This is a genomic window from Klebsiella sp. B345, assembly GCF_051131735.1.
Lineage (GTDB): Bacteria > Pseudomonadota > Gammaproteobacteria > Enterobacterales > Enterobacteriaceae > Klebsiella.
The window spans coordinates 1,127,886-1,142,929 of the sequence record NZ_CP180443.1; the positions used below are offsets into that span (position 1 = coordinate 1,127,886).

The 15,044-nt window shown below is 51.6% G+C and carries 16 protein-coding genes, 3 tRNA genes and 1 pseudogene; 7 read left to right on the forward strand and 13 right to left on the reverse strand.

Annotation, left to right across the window (positions count from 1 at the left end):
- Positions 1 to 488: 488 nt before the first annotated feature.
- Together ACMYSO_RS05285 and ACMYSO_RS05290 are read left to right on the forward strand one after the other, a co-directional pair.
- On the forward strand, positions 489 to 992 hold the full coding sequence (locus ACMYSO_RS05285) for a non-heme ferritin-like protein (protein ID WP_434669614.1): 504 nt from the start codon (positions 489 to 491) through the stop codon (positions 990 to 992).
- 368 nt (positions 993 to 1,360) lie between these two features.
- Entirely contained in the window at positions 1,361 to 2,872 is a 1,512-nt protein-coding gene (locus ACMYSO_RS05290; RefSeq protein WP_174508142.1) for an MFS transporter, read from the forward strand.
- A 43-nt stretch (positions 2,873 to 2,915) separates the two neighbouring features.
- Here the strand turns inward: ACMYSO_RS05290 and ACMYSO_RS05295 are convergent, their stop codons facing one another.
- The gene (locus ACMYSO_RS05295) at positions 2,916 to 3,167 is read right to left on the reverse strand and encodes a DUF2766 family protein (RefSeq protein ID WP_004864113.1); all 252 of its coding nucleotides are present in this window, start codon (positions 3,165 to 3,167) and stop codon (positions 2,916 to 2,918) included.
- A gap of 79 nt (positions 3,168 to 3,246) precedes the next feature.
- Positions 3,247 to 3,330, reverse strand: coding sequence for a stress response protein AzuC (gene azuC, locus ACMYSO_RS05300; protein WP_015583995.1), 84 nt, complete (start codon positions 3,328 to 3,330; stop codon positions 3,247 to 3,249).
- Between the two features lie 203 nt (positions 3,331 to 3,533).
- On the opposite strand from azuC, the gene ACMYSO_RS05305 reads away from it, so the two are divergent.
- Complete coding sequence (locus tag ACMYSO_RS05305; RefSeq protein WP_434669616.1) at positions 3,534 to 4,958, forward strand: MFS transporter; 1,425 nt, start codon at positions 3,534 to 3,536, stop codon at positions 4,956 to 4,958.
- A 51-nt stretch (positions 4,959 to 5,009) separates the two neighbouring features.
- Here the strand turns inward: ACMYSO_RS05305 and ACMYSO_RS05310 are convergent, their stop codons facing one another.
- Positions 5,010 to 5,648 (reverse strand): RpiB/LacA/LacB family sugar-phosphate isomerase, encoded by a 639-nt coding sequence (locus ACMYSO_RS05310; protein WP_123754936.1) that lies wholly within the window; start codon positions 5,646 to 5,648, stop codon positions 5,010 to 5,012.
- Between the two features lie 267 nt (positions 5,649 to 5,915).
- On the opposite strand from ACMYSO_RS05310, the pseudogene ACMYSO_RS05315 reads away from it, so the two are divergent.
- Positions 5,916 to 6,018: pseudogene (locus ACMYSO_RS05315) on the forward strand (hypothetical protein); the annotation flags it as partial.
- Positions 6,019 to 6,082: 64 nt separating this feature from the next.
- Positions 6,083 to 6,580 (forward strand): non-heme ferritin, encoded by a 498-nt coding sequence (gene ftnA / locus ACMYSO_RS05320; RefSeq protein WP_434669617.1) that lies wholly within the window; start codon positions 6,083 to 6,085, stop codon positions 6,578 to 6,580.
- Positions 6,581 to 6,615: 35 nt separating this feature from the next.
- On the opposite strand, the gene ACMYSO_RS05325 is transcribed toward ftnA, so the two are convergent.
- Entirely contained in the window at positions 6,616 to 6,855 is a 240-nt protein-coding gene (locus ACMYSO_RS05325; protein WP_434669619.1) for a YecH family metal-binding protein, read from the reverse strand.
- 194 nt (positions 6,856 to 7,049) lie between these two features.
- On the opposite strand from ACMYSO_RS05325, the gene tyrP reads away from it, so the two are divergent.
- The gene (gene tyrP / locus ACMYSO_RS05330) at positions 7,050 to 8,261 is read left to right on the forward strand and encodes a tyrosine transporter TyrP (protein ID WP_434669620.1); all 1,212 of its coding nucleotides are present in this window, start codon (positions 7,050 to 7,052) and stop codon (positions 8,259 to 8,261) included.
- A 26-nt stretch (positions 8,262 to 8,287) separates the two neighbouring features.
- Here the strand turns inward: tyrP and ACMYSO_RS05335 are convergent, their stop codons facing one another.
- From ACMYSO_RS05335 to uvrY, 8 genes are all read right to left on the reverse strand, one after another.
- On the reverse strand, positions 8,288 to 8,956 hold the full coding sequence (locus tag ACMYSO_RS05335; RefSeq protein WP_434669622.1) for a YecA family protein: 669 nt from the start codon (positions 8,954 to 8,956) through the stop codon (positions 8,288 to 8,290).
- Positions 8,957 to 9,043: 87 nt separating this feature from the next.
- Positions 9,044 to 9,619 carry a DUF805 domain-containing protein gene (locus ACMYSO_RS05340; protein ID WP_434669623.1) on the reverse strand — a complete coding sequence of 192 codons (576 nt, stop codon included), beginning with the start codon at positions 9,617 to 9,619 and terminating at the stop codon, positions 9,044 to 9,046.
- Positions 9,620 to 9,916: 297 nt separating this feature from the next.
- A tRNA-Leu gene (locus tag ACMYSO_RS05345) sits at positions 9,917 to 10,002 on the reverse strand.
- Between the two features lie 13 nt (positions 10,003 to 10,015).
- Positions 10,016 to 10,089, reverse strand: a tRNA-Cys gene (locus ACMYSO_RS05350).
- 38 nt (positions 10,090 to 10,127) lie between these two features.
- Positions 10,128 to 10,203, reverse strand: a tRNA-Gly gene (locus ACMYSO_RS05355).
- A 151-nt stretch (positions 10,204 to 10,354) separates the two neighbouring features.
- Positions 10,355 to 10,903, reverse strand: a complete 549-nt coding sequence (pgsA, locus tag ACMYSO_RS05360; RefSeq protein ID WP_123754940.1) for a CDP-diacylglycerol--glycerol-3-phosphate 3-phosphatidyltransferase — start codon at positions 10,901 to 10,903, stop codon at positions 10,355 to 10,357.
- A 57-nt stretch (positions 10,904 to 10,960) separates the two neighbouring features.
- Complete coding sequence (gene uvrC, locus ACMYSO_RS05365; protein WP_434669625.1) at positions 10,961 to 12,793, reverse strand: excinuclease ABC subunit UvrC; 1,833 nt, start codon at positions 12,791 to 12,793, stop codon at positions 10,961 to 10,963.
- Positions 12,790 to 13,446: a UvrY/SirA/GacA family response regulator transcription factor gene (gene uvrY, locus ACMYSO_RS05370; protein ID WP_434584082.1), complete on the reverse strand. Its 657-nt coding sequence runs from the start codon at positions 13,444 to 13,446 to the stop codon at positions 12,790 to 12,792. The genes uvrC and uvrY overlap by 4 nt, the downstream gene beginning before the upstream one ends.
- 463 nt (positions 13,447 to 13,909) lie before the next feature.
- Here uvrY and ACMYSO_RS05375 point away from each other — a divergent pair, with 463 nt between their 5' ends.
- The gene (locus ACMYSO_RS05375) at positions 13,910 to 14,134 is read left to right on the forward strand and encodes a DUF2594 family protein (protein WP_004864152.1); all 225 of its coding nucleotides are present in this window, start codon (positions 13,910 to 13,912) and stop codon (positions 14,132 to 14,134) included.
- Between the two features lie 69 nt (positions 14,135 to 14,203).
- Here ACMYSO_RS05375 and sdiA read toward each other — a convergent pair whose 3' ends face one another.
- Positions 14,204 to 14,926 carry a transcriptional regulator SdiA gene (gene sdiA / locus ACMYSO_RS05380; protein WP_434670743.1) on the reverse strand — a complete coding sequence of 241 codons (723 nt, stop codon included), beginning with the start codon at positions 14,924 to 14,926 and terminating at the stop codon, positions 14,204 to 14,206.
- Between the last annotated feature and the right edge of the window lie 118 nt (positions 14,927 to 15,044).

Genomic DNA, 15,044 nt, shown 5'->3' on the forward strand with positions numbered 1-15,044 from the left:
GGGGCCAGAAGCCGCCTTCAGCCGTGAAAAAGTTGCCAGCCAGGTGTCCTGGGGCGCAGCAACGCATCCGCGCCATTTATTTTGACATTTTTTTCGCAATATTTATTCGTTATGACCGAATTATTAACGTCAGGTTAAACTCTTATTTAATATAAATATCGTAGCACTCATCCTTTTTCCTAAAAATTAAAACAGCAATAAAATCAATAAAATGAAAACATAAAAAATGAGATTAAATCATATAACAATACACTTAGCAGGGATGTTGTAACGAAACGTAAATACCGATGCTTGAGAGTTTTCTTAACGCATTCTTACGCGTATTCTATATTTGTCGGTAGTCGGAAATAAATTATCGACAGCACAGGGAAATGCAAATTGATTTTTTTGCTAATAATGTGGCACGCAATGAGTCTTGCATGCGGATGCTTACGGATGAGGGCTCTCGACGTGCGAATGATACCTCCAGCTTAAATAAGGATATTTTTATGGTTGTTCCTGGAATGGCTCAAAAACTCAATCATCAGATGAACCTTGAGTTCCACGCGTCAAATTTATACCTGCATCTCAGTGAATGGTGTGAACAGCAGCGTCTGAGCGGCACCGCCACCTTTTTACGCTCCCGGGCGCAGTCCCGAGTAACGCAGATGATGCGCGTATTCGATTTTATGAAAACTGGCGGCAGCTGGCCGATTGTCAAAAGCAAAAGCTGCTATCGTCATGACTGCGATTCTCTCGAAGAGCTTTTTACCGCTACGCTTGCCGATCACCAACAGCGTAGCAACATGCTCTCCGGGCTAGCCGAAGAGGCCAAAGCCCACAGCGATGACACCACCTGGCGTTTCCTGACTCAGTTAGAGAAAGAACAGCGCCAGGATGGCATCCTGCTGCAAAGCGTGCTGGAAAAAGTCCGTCATGCTGATAAAGCCGGCCTGTGTATGCAACAGACCGATCGCCAGATGCTAAGCCTGGTCACGCCTCGCCCGAACTAAGTCCGTAGTGGCGGGCACCACATTAACCGTTCCCTCAGCGAAAGGGATTCCTGAGGGAACGGTTTCGCTGGTCACACCACAGCGCTGCAGCTAACCGCCATGCACTCACGCTTCCTGTCTCTGTTTCTCTGAAACATCATTTTCGGCGCTTCGGCGCCGTTTTTATTCCAGAAAAGCATTAAAAACTTTTAAGTAGATCTCATTACGGCCTGGCCGAATATCGCAGGCGGTAATTAGTGACGGCGATCACTTTTTAACATTCTCCATAAGAATATAAAAACAGCGTTTCAAAAATTTAAAACACGGAGTTTATATTAATGGCAAGAGATACGGTTTCAACCTCACAAGCGTTGCAGGGAAGACCGATTTTGTTACGCCATCAGCTAGCCTACGGCGGCGGTAACTTACTGGGGAGTGGCGCACTGGCAATCAGCGGCGCCTGGCTATTGTATTTCTATACGACGTTCTGCGGCCTGACGCTGATCGAGGCAGCATTTATCTTTTCCGTCGCCAGCATTATTGACGCGATTAGTAACCCGCTGATGGGTTATCTTACCGATAATTTCGGTAAAACACGGCTTGGCAAACGCTTCGGACGGCGGCGTTTCTTCTTGTTGATTGGTATTCCACTGATGATGTTCTACCCGCTGCTGTGGGTTGAAGGCCTCAGCTTCTGGTACTACCTGTGTACTTACGTCATCTTCGAAATCATTTATACATCAGTTATGGTGCCTTACGAAACATTAGCCACAGAAATGACTGATGATTTCGCATTGCGCTCAAAACTTACCGGTTATAAAGCGATTTTCGGTAAACTGGCCAACTTCCTGGCGGCCTTTATTCCGGGCCAGTTTATCCTTCTGTACGGCAAAGATTCAGCCACTCCATTCTTCCTTACCGGGGTGACCTATGGCCTGATTCTGATTATCGCCATCTCCTGCCTGTGGTTCTGCAGCTGGGAGCGTCCGCGTGAAGAAGACCATGCGGTTAACAAGAAAAAAAGCCTGCTGGCGACGCTGTCGACGCTGGCGAAAGATATGATCTCGACCTTTTATCTGCGGGTATTCCGTAAACACCTCGGCATGTATCTCTGTGGTTTCGGCGCAGAATGGCTGTTTGCCTCAATCTTTACCTACTTCGTGATCTTTGTGCTGCAACACGATCCGGCGATGGTTGCCGGGCTGAACAGCCTGAATTCCATCCTGCAGCTGGTCTCTACCGCGTTGTTCATCGGCCTGTGCGTGAAAAAAGGGTTCAGCAAGCCCTACATCCTGGCGTTGAGCATCGTGATTTTCTCCGTGTTGCTCTACACCTCGCTGTGGTTCTTCCATCTGCCGTCTCATCTGGCAACGATTCTGATGTTCGGGATCACCGTGCTGTTTGGTCTCGGTACCGGCGGCGTGTACTACATTCCGTGGACCGTCTATACCTTCCTAGCCGATGTCGATGAGATCTATACCGGCCGTCGTCGCGAAGGGATTTATGCCGGTGCGATGACCTTCTCCGGTAAAATTTTGCGTTCGATTATCGTCTTCACCATGGGTGCCATCCTCAGTTACTACGGGTTCCAGTCAAAAGCGCATACGCAGCCTGAAAGCGCGGTGACTGCGATTGCCGTAGTGTTCTGTAGCGGTGTGATTCTGCTGGCGCTGGCGGCGATTGTCTTCAGCAAGCAGATGAAGCTGGATCGCAAAGCGCACCTGATAGTGCTGCAGGAAGTGGCGCGAATTAAGGCTGGCGGCAAGATTAGCGATATCCCGTCCGATGTGCGCATCGTGGTGGAAGGGTTAGTCGGCCATCGTTATGAAGAGTGCTGGGGTAACAGTAAGCTGTTCAGAGATGAGCAAGCTACCCAGATCAGTCCCGTTGCTTCTCATTAATCGGAGTTCACGCCCCGCCAGGATTCTGGCGGGGCGTCAGCGTTTAGTGCGCTTCGCCCTGCGGCGTAAACTTCAGTTCTATCAGGGCAATGGCTTTTTGCACCGCGCGCAGCGTTACCGGGTCAGCGGAGGCTGGATGGCTGGCGAAATCAATGGCTTTCAGTTGCGTGGTCATCTTCTCGCGCACTTCAACAGGGGCGATAACATCAATGACGTCGAGGATCTGTTTGATAACTAGCTGGCAGGCGACAACGTCAGAGACCAGTTCGTCTTGTTCAGTGAGGTGTTGAGACATTTATTACTCCTATTTCGAGGAGCGTAATAGTAACCTAAATTCCGAGAGATAAAAAAACCTGCCGCAGCAGGTTTTTTTATCAGAACATACCGGCAGGCGGTACATCTTTGAAGGTTTTGCAATATTGTTCGAACATGCTCTTCAGAATTTTGCGCAACTTCATGGAGTGACTCCGTTATTTTGTTATGCAGGTGTTACTGTCGATAGGGCTATAATATGACTTGCGTCACATAAATCAATAGAAATTTGCTACAAATCACATTTTTATTACAAGTATAATTTAAAAAATAAACAAAATGAGGAAGGTACGCGTAACGCGTCTGGGGCGTACTTCGCGGCTAACCTCACCTTGCTATGGCAGACACAATGAGTACAGATATCTCTTCCCGGGAAGACCGTGCCTTCTCCGCTCCGGCGTTGCTAGTCGCCGGGGCCTTTTTCATGGAGTTTCTCGACGGTACGGTGATCGCCACCGCGTTACCGGATATGGCGAAGGATTTTGGCGTCGCGGCGGTTGACCTCAATATCGGTATCAGCGCCTACCTGATTACGCTGGCGGTATTGATCCCGGCCAGCGGCTGGATTGCCGATCGCTTTGGCGCCCGAAAAATCTTCACCCTCGCGCTGGCGATATTTACCCTGGCCTCGGTTTTTTGCGGCTTATCCACCAACGTTGACAGCTTTGTCGCCATGCGCGTTCTTCAGGGCATGGGCGGCGCGCTGATGGTTCCGGTTGGCCGACTGGCGGTGCTGCGCACCACGCCCAAGGATCAGCTGATCAAAGCGATTGCCACCCTGACCTGGCCCGCGCTAGTTGCCCCGATCATCGGCCCGCCGCTTGGCGGCTTTATCACCAGCTATGCCAGCTGGCACTGGATATTCTTTATTAATGTCCCCCTCGGATTGATCGCTATCGCGCTGTCGCTGCGCATTATCCCGAACATCCGGGAAGAGGAACGGCGTCCTTTCGACCTTCCCGGTTTCCTGGCGACCTCGGTAGCGATGGTCAGTCTGGTGAGCGCGATGGAGCTGCTCGGCGATACTCAGCCTCAGGGCTGGGCCACTCTCGCCCTGCTGGGATTGGGGATCGCCTGCATGCTGTTTTCACTACGCCATTTCCGCCGCGCGGCCTGGCCGATGGTGCGCCTGGACGCGCTGCAGATCCCGACCTTCCGGGTTACGATGTATGGCGGGTCGCTGTTCCGCGCCTCAATCAGCGCCGTCCCCTTCCTGCTGCCGCTGCTGTTTCAGGTCGGTTTTGGCATGGATCCCTTCCACTCCGGGCTGCTGGTGCTGGCGGTGTTTGTCGGCAACTTCACGATCAAACCGGCCACTACGCCGCTGATTCGCTGGCTGGGCTTTCGTCGTCTGCTGTTGATCAACGGCGCGTTAAACGTGCTGTCGTTGCTGGCCTGTGCGTTCTTAACCCCAGAAACGCCGGTATGGTTGATTTGCCTGATCCTGTACCTCGGCGGCGTATTTCGTTCGATCCAGTTCACCGGCGTCAGCACGCTGGCCTTCGCCGATGTACCGTCGCCACAGATGAGCTACGCCAACACCCTGTTCAGTACCGCTTCGCAGCTGGCCGTCGGTTTAGGGATCACCCTCGGCGCCATCGGGATACGCATCGGGGAAAAAGCCAGCGAGTGGTTGAACCTGACCAGCGTGCCGGGAGTGAGCTTCCGCCTCTCTTTCGTGTTTATCGCGCTGATTTGTCTGGTGGGAATGGTTGATAGTCTGCGCCTGACCAAAGATGCCGGCAGCAGTGTCTCGAAGAAGCAGAAGAGATAAAACAGAAAGGGCCAGCATTTGCTGGCCCTCTTTATACTCAAGTAGACGCGATTAGCCGACGATCTGACGTACGAAGGCTTCGATCTCTTTGTCCTGACAGTTTTCAAAGAAGCACTGCTGGAAGCGTGGGCCGGAGACCGCCGTTTTGACCAGTTCCGGGTCGATAGCGCGCAGGGTGTCCAGATAGTTCTCTTTCACCACGGCAGCTTTAACGGTGTTCAGAATGCCGGCGTTGCGAACCTGCGGCTCTTTACGCTCCGGCGGGTAGCCTTCACCTTTACGGCCGGTGAAGGCTTTTTCAAAGATAAAGCGTACGTTCAGTTCGGCACCCCAGCCAAAACCTTTGGCGAAAGGCAGAGACAGCGCGTTACCGTTATTGATCTGAGCAAACAGGAAGGCATCAGCAGGATCAATACAGTAGCCGCACACAACACCCGGGTGGATGTTCAGAGACATCAGCGCGCCCTGTCCGGTACCACAACCGGTGACAACGAAGTCCACCGCTTTAGAGTTCAACAGAATGCTGGCCATGATGCCCAGGTGGATATAGGTCAGATGATGGTCTTGCTCATCGCTCATCCCGACGTTGTATACCGGGAAACCTTTTTCATCAGCAACGGCGTTTAACTCGTTGAGGATGGTGGCGTTTTTGCTGGCCTGGCTGTTTTCCATCATCAATGCGATTTTCATGCTTTACTCTCCTGAATGCTGCGCGGGTACTCCCGCAGTAGTTCGTTAGCGTTGTGAAAGACTCTACTACTTAACAAACGTACTTTCAAATTTTATGAAAAGTTGTTTTATAAATTACGTAGTGGTTCACATTTTTGCCTTCCTGTTGCCGCTAATGCCCTGCCCTTCCCCGAGAGCGCTTGCAGGATCCACAAGCGAATACCCACACACTGTGACCGTGAATGGCCTATCACTTGCACAGTATTACCGCCAATAGCAGATAATTAAAATATTAAACCAAAACCATTCTCATTTATTATTAAATTGCCAATGCGTTTTATTCCCATTATCATTTTTAATAAATACATTTTTTAATTTACTTTTTGCAAATAAATTAATAACAAATTATAGTAACCACACAATAATCTTTAGCCTTTATATTCGGAGCACACGCTATGCTGAAAACAGAAATGATCGATAAACTGAATGAGCAGATGAACCTCGAGCTTTATTCTTCTCTGCTGTATCAGCAAATGAGCGCATGGTGCAGCTACCACAGCTTTGAAGGTGCAGCCGCATTCCTCCGCCGTCATGCGCAGGAAGAGATGACCCACATGCAGCGCCTGTTTGATTACCTGACCGACACCGGCAGCCTGCCTTGCATCAACACCATTGCATCACCGTTTGCCGAGTACACATCGCTGGACGATCTGTTCCGTGTCACCTACGAACACGAGCAGCTGATCACGCAGAAAATTAATGAGCTGGCCCATGCAGCAATGACCAATCAGGATTATCCGACCTTTAATTTCCTGCAGTGGTATGTTGCTGAGCAGCACGAAGAAGAGAAATTATTTAAATCTGTTATTGATAAACTTACCCTCGCCGGTAAAAGCGGCGAAGGTCTGTACTTTATTGATAAAGAGCTGGCTACGCTCGACACCCAGAATTAATTATCACGGCGGCGAGGCAGCGCTTCGCCGCCCTGTTAATGACGGCAAATTTTACTTTCCCGGGTATTAAAGCCCGACTCTTCAACAATAAATTTCCCTTTTTTCTGCAGAAAAGCTACCAGCTCCGCCGCGCTTAAATTTTGTGCCGAACAGGTATGAAAACGAGCATCGGCGCCAAAACGCGCGCAAATTGCCGCTTCAAGAGTGTCGGTAGTGTAATGCTCCCCTGAAGCAAGCATCATCTGCAGCACTTCATGACCATGAATCGATGACATAACCCCTCCTGTAAAACGCACAGCATAGCCGGAGCAACCGCTGGACATGTTGCGCCAGCGCAGTCTTCAGGCAATCACTTGATCATGTAAACCTATGATTACAGGCACTGTAACCCTCATTTGACGAACGTGCCGATTTCACATACTCTGCGCGGCATATTTTATTGCTTATTCCTTCATGGATAGAGAAAAACGTGAAGAACCGCACTCTTGGTAGTATTTTAATCGTCGCCGGCACCACCATCGGCGCAGGGATGTTGGCGATGCCGCTGGCTTCAGCAGGCGTGGGTTTTGGGGTCACGTTCTGCCTGCTGATCTCACTGTGGGCATTGATGTGTTACACCGCGTTGCTGCTGCTGGAAGTCTATCAGCACGTGCCGGCAGATATGGGGCTCGGTTCGCTGGCCGCACGTTACCTCGGTCGTTACGGACAGTGGATGACCGGTCTTTGCATGTTGTTCCTGATGTACGCGCTCACCGCCGCCTATATCAGCGGTGCGGGCGAACTGCTGGCATCCAGCCTTAACCAATGGCTGGGCTGGACGCTTCCTCCGGCGGGTGGCGTATTGCTGTTTACCGCCGTGGGCGGCACGATTGTCTGCCTGGGCACCTCGTTGGTCGACCTGTTTAACCGCTTTCTGTTCAGCGCCAAAATTATTTTCCTCGCCATTATGCTGGCACTGCTGTTACCGCATATTCACCAGATCAATTTGCTGACCTTGCCGCTCCAGCAAGGCCTTGCGCTGTCAGCGATACCGGTGATTTTTACCTCTTTCGGTTTTCACGGTAGCGTGCCGAGCATTGTCAGTTATCTCAACGGTGATATTCGTAAGCTGCGCCGGGTATTTATCATCGGTAGTTTTATCCCGCTGGTGGCCTATATTTTCTGGCAGCTGGCGACGCTCGGCAGCATTGATTCCCCCGCCTTTACAGCGCTACTGGCGAAGAATGCCGGCCTGAACGGGCTGTTAGAGGCGGTGCGTGAAGTGGTCGCTTCACCACACGTCGAACTGGCGGTACATTTGTTTGCTGACCTGGCCCTGGCGACGTCATTCCTCGGCGTGGCGCTCGGTCTGTTTGATTATCTGGCGGACCTGTTCCAGCGCAAAAATACCCCCGCCGGCCGTCTGCAAAGCGGGGCGCTGACCTTTCTGCCGCCGCTGGCCTTTGCCCTGTTCTATCCGCGTGGATTTGTCATGGCGTTAGGTTATGCCGGCGTCGCGCTGGCGGTACTGGCGCTGATACTGCCGTCGCTGCTGGTGATGAAGAGCCGTCAGCAGCATCCACAGGCCGCGTGGCGGGTCGCCGGAGGCGGGCTGGCGCTGTGGTTAGTGCTGCTGTGTGGTGTCGCGGTGATTGCGATTCAGTTCAGCATCGTCGCCGGGTTGCTCCCGGCAGTGGGATAAAAAAAAGGGGCCAGATGGCCCCTTTTTTATTTGGCTAAGCAACACTGCTTATATTTTTTACCACTGCCGCACGGGCACGGGTCGTTACGCCCGATTTTTGCCTCATTTCTGATGGGCTGCGCCACTGCTTCTGGCTCGGCATGTTCTGTCCAGTAGTGATACAGAGAGAGCGCTGCCGGGGTAATGTTGTCTACGCTGGCGATAAACTCATCGACCGAGAGCCCTTCAACCGCCGTAAACTGCGCTTCTGTGCCGTGCAGGGCAATGCTGTCCAGCGCCGCCTGCTGCTCTTCCGGCAATGCAGACCAATCGCTAAGCCCCACGCCGCGCATATAACCGAAGCACCACTCTTCAACGATAGTCAGCTCCTGCCCTTCTTCTTCACGGGTGCCGAACAGCGGTTCGAACTGGTCAGGATACTCCTCCAGGCGCTCGGCAATATCGCTCATATGCTGCAGAGTGAGGTTTACAAAATGGTCGCGCTCGCGGTCGTTTGCCCAGCGCGGCACGTTATCTGCGCCGCCCCAGATAGCCAGCAGCCACTGCGCAGGCTCAATCTCTTTCGGGCCGGAGAGAATGGCCGTCAACAGACCGTCAAGCTCTGAGACATCAAGGATGGCGCCATCGGTGGCGTATTTCGACAGGATATCGTCCAGCCATTCAAGTTCGTTTTCGTTCAGGGGTCCGGTTTTCATCAACAGGCTCGTCATGGTAGAAAATGGCGCATACAGTAGCGGAAATGCCGGGAGAAAACTACCCGGCAGGTAGCTCAGTCTGGGTGATTAGATATCTTTAATGATGCTGGCACGCATTGTTTCGTATTCGCTCTCATTAATCGTGCCGTCTTCAAACATTTTCTTCGCCTGCGCGAGACGCTCTCTGACCCCTTCCGCAGAAGAGTGTACGGCACCCAGCGGGCCAACAGGCGGACTGTTATCATCGTCCTGCTGTTCATCGCCATAGCGGTTGGTGCCAGCGGTGCCACGAGCAAACAGCAGCCAAATGGACATTACCAGTACCGCAATACCGCCCAGCCCGGTGAACCAAAGCCAGCCAGTCGCTTCACCGTCCTCAACGGTAGCCACGATACCGATAAAGCCAATCAGCAGGATGAGATAGGGAGAAAGCAGCCACCATCCGGATTTGTTCAGATCATGCAGGCGACGGACCGCCACCGAGATACCGGGGATAATAATGAGCAGACCAAATAACCCACCAATGATTGGGATCAGCCCCAGAACGATAGACAGCACAAAGTTGGCGACGGTGAAAACCACATATTCCTGGCGCGCTGACCGGCCGCGAAAAGTGGCATATTTACGGAAACAATTACCGTAGCTTTCGAACAATGTAGCCATAAGATCCCTCATTTAAATTGTTTTTATTGTCGTACTGACATTCTGTTCCCAAAGGATAATGCCCGGCATGCCGGCGCGTTATTTTAGCGTAGTTTGCTAATAATGTGAGCTGCAGAAAATGGAACAATCCTGACAAGCATGACGAGTCGACAAGCGGTGCCTGGCGGTATCTACTGGCAGTTATAACAGGGTGAGCGAAGCATCATGAGGCTGCGCGTGAAAGGGACAAAAACAAAAAAACCACCCGTAGGTGGTTTCACGACACTGCTTATCATTGATTTTATTCTATAATCCCAATGGTACCCGGAACGAGACTTGAACTCGTACAGCCTATGGCCGAGGGATTTTAAATCCCTTGTGTCTACCGATTCCACCATCCGGGCTCGGGATGTAAATTGGAGGCGCGTTCCGGAGTCGAACCGGACTAGACGGATTTGCAATCCGCTACATAACCGCTTTGCTAACGCGCCTTTAAATCTGAACACCCGCAATTGCCGATGTTTTAAACTGGAGCGGGAAACGAGACTCGAACTCGCGACCCCGACCTTGGCAAGGTCGTGCTCTACCAACTGAGCTATTCCCGCAATATCAAGCTAATTTGCTAATCACTTGATTTTGTTACCGTCTGGCAAGCTGTGCTGCCGTTCGATGCGATGCATTCTACTTACCTGGCGAAATGAGTCAACGATATTTTTTAAATCATTGTGTCGTTTGCTGAAAATTACGCCGAAACGATCACTGATCAAGCAAATCTCCGCGCGCAGCGTTCAAATACTGCAGCATAGACCACAGCGTTAGCACCGCCGCCACGAGAAACAGCCCAATACCGGCCCACTCAACCCACATATTCGGCCGCCACAGCATCCACACCAGCGCCGTCATCTGCGCGGTAGTTTTCACTTTGCCGATCCAGGACACGGCCACGCTGCTGCGTTTACCCAACTCCGCCATCCACTCACGCAGTGCAGAAATAATAATCTCTCGCGCGATCATCGTAGCCGCCGGCAAGGTCACCCACCAGGTGTGGTAATGCTCAACCACCAGCACCATCGCAATCGCCACCATGACTTTATCGGCAACCGGGTCGAGGAAAGCGCCGAAACGCGTGCTCTGATTCCAACGACGCGCCAGAAAACCGTCAAACCAGTCGGTCACCGCCGCAACGAAAAAGATCAGTGCGCAGGCAAACGGCGCCCAGGCAAAGGGGAGATAAAACGCCAGCACGAAGAACGGAATCAGGACGACGCGAAACAGAGTCAGCAATGTAGGGATATTAAATTGCATAGTAACGGGTAACTATTTGTTAGAAGTAAAAATTAGCCCTATGTTGCTACAGAGCCCCTAATGTTTCAACGAGTAGAAGATTTTTTCTGCCAGACCGTGAGATATACCCGGTACTTTAGCAATCTCCTCGACGCTTGCTTGCTGCAACCCCTGCAGACCCCCCATGTACTTCAGTAGCATCTGGCGGCGTTTTGGCCCCACACCTTCGATGGTCTCCAGCGAACTGGTGCTTTTCACTTTTGCCCGTTTTTTGCGGTGTCCCGCAATGGCGTGGTCGTGCGATTCATCACGAATATGTTGAATGACGTGCAACGCCGGCGAATCAGGTGGCAGGCTAAATCCCTCACCCTCTGGTTCGAAGAATAGCGTTTCCAGCCCGGCCTTACGATCGCTACCTTTTGCCACACCTAACAATAGAGGATGATGCTTATCCCACGGCACCTCCAGTTCAGCAAAAACGCTCTTCGCCTGTCCGAGCTGACCTTTGCCGCCATCGATCAGGATAACATCCGGGATCTTGCCCTCTTCTATCGCCTTACCATAGCGACGGCGTAGCACCTGGTTCATCGCCGCATAATCATCGCCCGGTGTGATCCCGGTGATATTGTAGCGCCGATATTCCGCACGCAGCGGCCCGTTGCTATCGAACACCACACAAGAGGCCACCGTCTGCTCGCCCATGGTGTGGCTGATATCGAAACACTCCATGCGCTTTACCGCCGGAAGTTTGAGCACGCTGGCGAGCGCCTGCAGACGTTGATGAATTGTCGACTGCTGTGACAATTTGGTGGTCAATGCCGTGGCGGCGTTAGTTCGTGCCAGCTTCAGATAGCGGGCGCGGTCGCCTCGCGGTTTGGTCTGGACGTTGACCCGGCGCCCCGCCAGTTCAGAGAGGGAATCCGCCAGCAGCGTTTTATCGCCAAGCGCAAAGTCGAGCAGAATCTCCCCAGGCAAGGTTCGCATCTGGCTGCCTTGCAGATAGAACTGCCCGACGAAGGTCTCAACGACTTCACCAAGCTCGGTCCCACCGGGCACCTTAGGAAAATAGCTCCGGCTGCCCAGCACCTTGCCCTGACGAATAAACAGCACGTGGACACAGGCCATGCCGGCTTCAAAGGCTACGCCGATAACGTCGAGATCATCACCGGTGTTAGAGACAAACTGTTTCTCGGTGACTCGCCGCACGGCCTGAATCTGATCGCGAATGCGCGCGGCTTCTTCAAACGCCAGCGACTGGCTGGCTTTTTCCATCCGGGCAATCAGCTGCGTCAACACCTGATCATCTTTACCTGCGAGGAACAGCCGCACATAGTCTACCTGCTGCGCGTACTCTTCTTCACTAACCAGTCCGGCGACGCAGGGGCCAAGGCAACGGCCAATCTGATACTGCAGACAGGGACGCGACCGGTTGCGGTAGACGCTGTTCTCACACTGGCGGACGGGGAAAATTTTTTGCAGCAGCGCAAGGGTTTCACGCACCGCATAGCCATTTGGGAAAGGACCAAAATATTCACCCCGGGCGTGTTTAGCGCCTCGGTGCATCGCCAGACGTGGATGAGAATCACCACTGAGGAATATAAAAGGATAGGATTTATCATCACGCAGCAGCACGTTATAGCGCGGCTGATAGAGCTTGATGTAGTTGTGCTCTAGCAGCAGGGCTTCCGTTTCCGTATGGGTTACGGTTACATCGATTTGCGCGATCAGCGCGACCAACGCCTCGGTTTTACGCGAAGCCAGGTTGCTCCGAAAATAGCTGCTCAGCCGTTTTTTCAGATCTTTTGCTTTGCCAACATAAATGACGGTGCCGCCAGCATCATACATGCGGTAGACACCCGGCTGGCTGGTGACCGTCTTCAGGAAAGCTTTTGCGTCAAAAACATCACTCACTGGCTTGCTAACGACTCCGCATTGCACAGGCCATGGCGAATTGCCAGGTGGGTCAGCTCGACGTCACCATGGATGTTTAATTTACTGAACATCCGATAACGGTAGCTGTTGACGGTTTTAGGACTCAGATTTAACTGCTCCGAAATCTCATTCACCTTCTGACCTTTAGTGATCATCAGCATAATCTGCAATTCACGTTCAGACAAACTGGCAAACGGCGATTCCGTTTTTTCCGGCTCAATCTGACTGAGTGCCATTTGCTGTGCGATATCAGAAGCGATATAGCGCTGACCGGAGGCGACACAACGAATGGCATTCACCACTTCCTGTGGCGCCGCACCTTTGCTGAGATAGCCTGCAGCACCAGCCTGCATCACTTTCGCTGGCAGCGGATTTTCAGTATGGACGGTGAGCATAATGACTTTGGTATCCACGATGGCGCGCGCAATTTTACGCGTGGCTTCGAGACCACCGATCCCCGGCATGTTCATGTCCATCAGGACAACATCAACGGAGTTGGCACGGCACCATTTTACGGCATCCTCGCCGCAACTCGCTTCACCGACAACCTTAATCCCTTTTATATCTTCCAGAATGCGTCGTATCCCTGCGCGCACTAGCTCGTGGTCATCAACAAGAAGGACGTTGATCAAAGGAATAATCTCCAGAATTAGGGACAACGCGACAGAAAACTTATCGCATACATATTACCGGGTTTTATCGTCACTTTAAAAGCCAAAAGAATGCCCGGCAGAAAGTTTCTTAACCCGCTCTGTCAATTTGTTTGCACAGTGTCTGGAAACTTATACATAACAGTAAGTTGTATTACGCTTCAATTTTAACATTTGCCCTACAAAACGGCGACTGCGTCACGCCTGACGCCACTGAAAAATAGGATGTAAAATATGTAACAATAATTATCGTTGAAAATGCTTTATGTCGTAATTAACGCTTTTTTTGCGAAAGAATACGTATTATTCAGTCAATTAAATGAGCCAACAGCTCTGATGAGAGAACAGATATTACTCACTCATTTTTTTTCCGCCGCTTGTGGTATACTGCGCCGCCTTAACAGTTAGTAATGCGCAAAAGCGCCGATAGCAAACGAGGATATCGATGAGCACTCCAGATTTTTCCACTGCAGAAAATAATCAAGAACTGGCACAGGAAGTGACCTGCCTGAAAACGCTGCTGACGCTGATGCTCCAGGCAATGGGCCAGGCCGATGCTGGTCGTGTGATTATTAAAATGGAAAAACAGATCACGCAGATGGAAGACGAGGCTCAGGCTGCCGTATTCTCCAGCACCGTTAAGCAAATTAAACAAGCTTACCGCCAGTAACAACAAACCGGCTGTGAGTATCTCTGACAGCCGGTCCCCCACGTCTGACACGCAGAACAACCTACGGGCTCAAATTAAACCAGTCGCCACCGCATAGCAGGCGATTTGGGTTTTATTTGGTGCGTTGAATTTGCGCTGCATATTCTTTTGATGAAAATTAACGGTGTTTTCCGAGATCGAGAGAATAATCGCCACTTCTGCGGATGTTTTCCCTTCCGCGGTCCATTTCAATATTTCCAGTTCACGCCGACTAAATTTCATTTCCGGCGGCATCACCATCGCATCTTCCAGACGTAATAGCGTCAACAGACTGAGTTCGATCAGCGTCCTCAGGCGCATCTCTTGCTCATCGTCAGGATAGGGCCCAGCTCCCCGCTGCTGACCTGAAACGGACAGGAAACCCTGGGCGTGATTCGGCAAGGTCAGACACTGCGTGACCCCTTTCAACAGCCCGTGATCGCGCGCGCCGTTCCACAACTCCGGCGTATCCCGAAAGAGGCTATCATTCCATGGCAGGTGACCGCGCAGAAAATTCTCAGCTCGCAGGACCGGATCAATCGCGAAGAAATTCTCAGCCTGGTAGTGCGACATCCACGCCTGCGGGTAGGTCGATTGCAGCGTAATTCTGGGCCGTGTAAAAGGCACGGGATGACGTACGCATAGCGCAAAATAGTCATATTCCAGGCCCTGAGTTTGTTGCTGCAGGAGATTATAAACCTCTTCTCCGCGCGAGAATGACTGGAATTGTTGCAGCATTTCCCGCCGCCAGCTGAAAAAATCATTGTCCCTCATAACCGAGCAAATAACCCCTAAGTAATAATCATTATTAGAAATACAGAAAACTAACACATAAATCTTATTTCTATGTATAAAATATCGTATACATCGCACTTATTAGATCGTTAGTGAT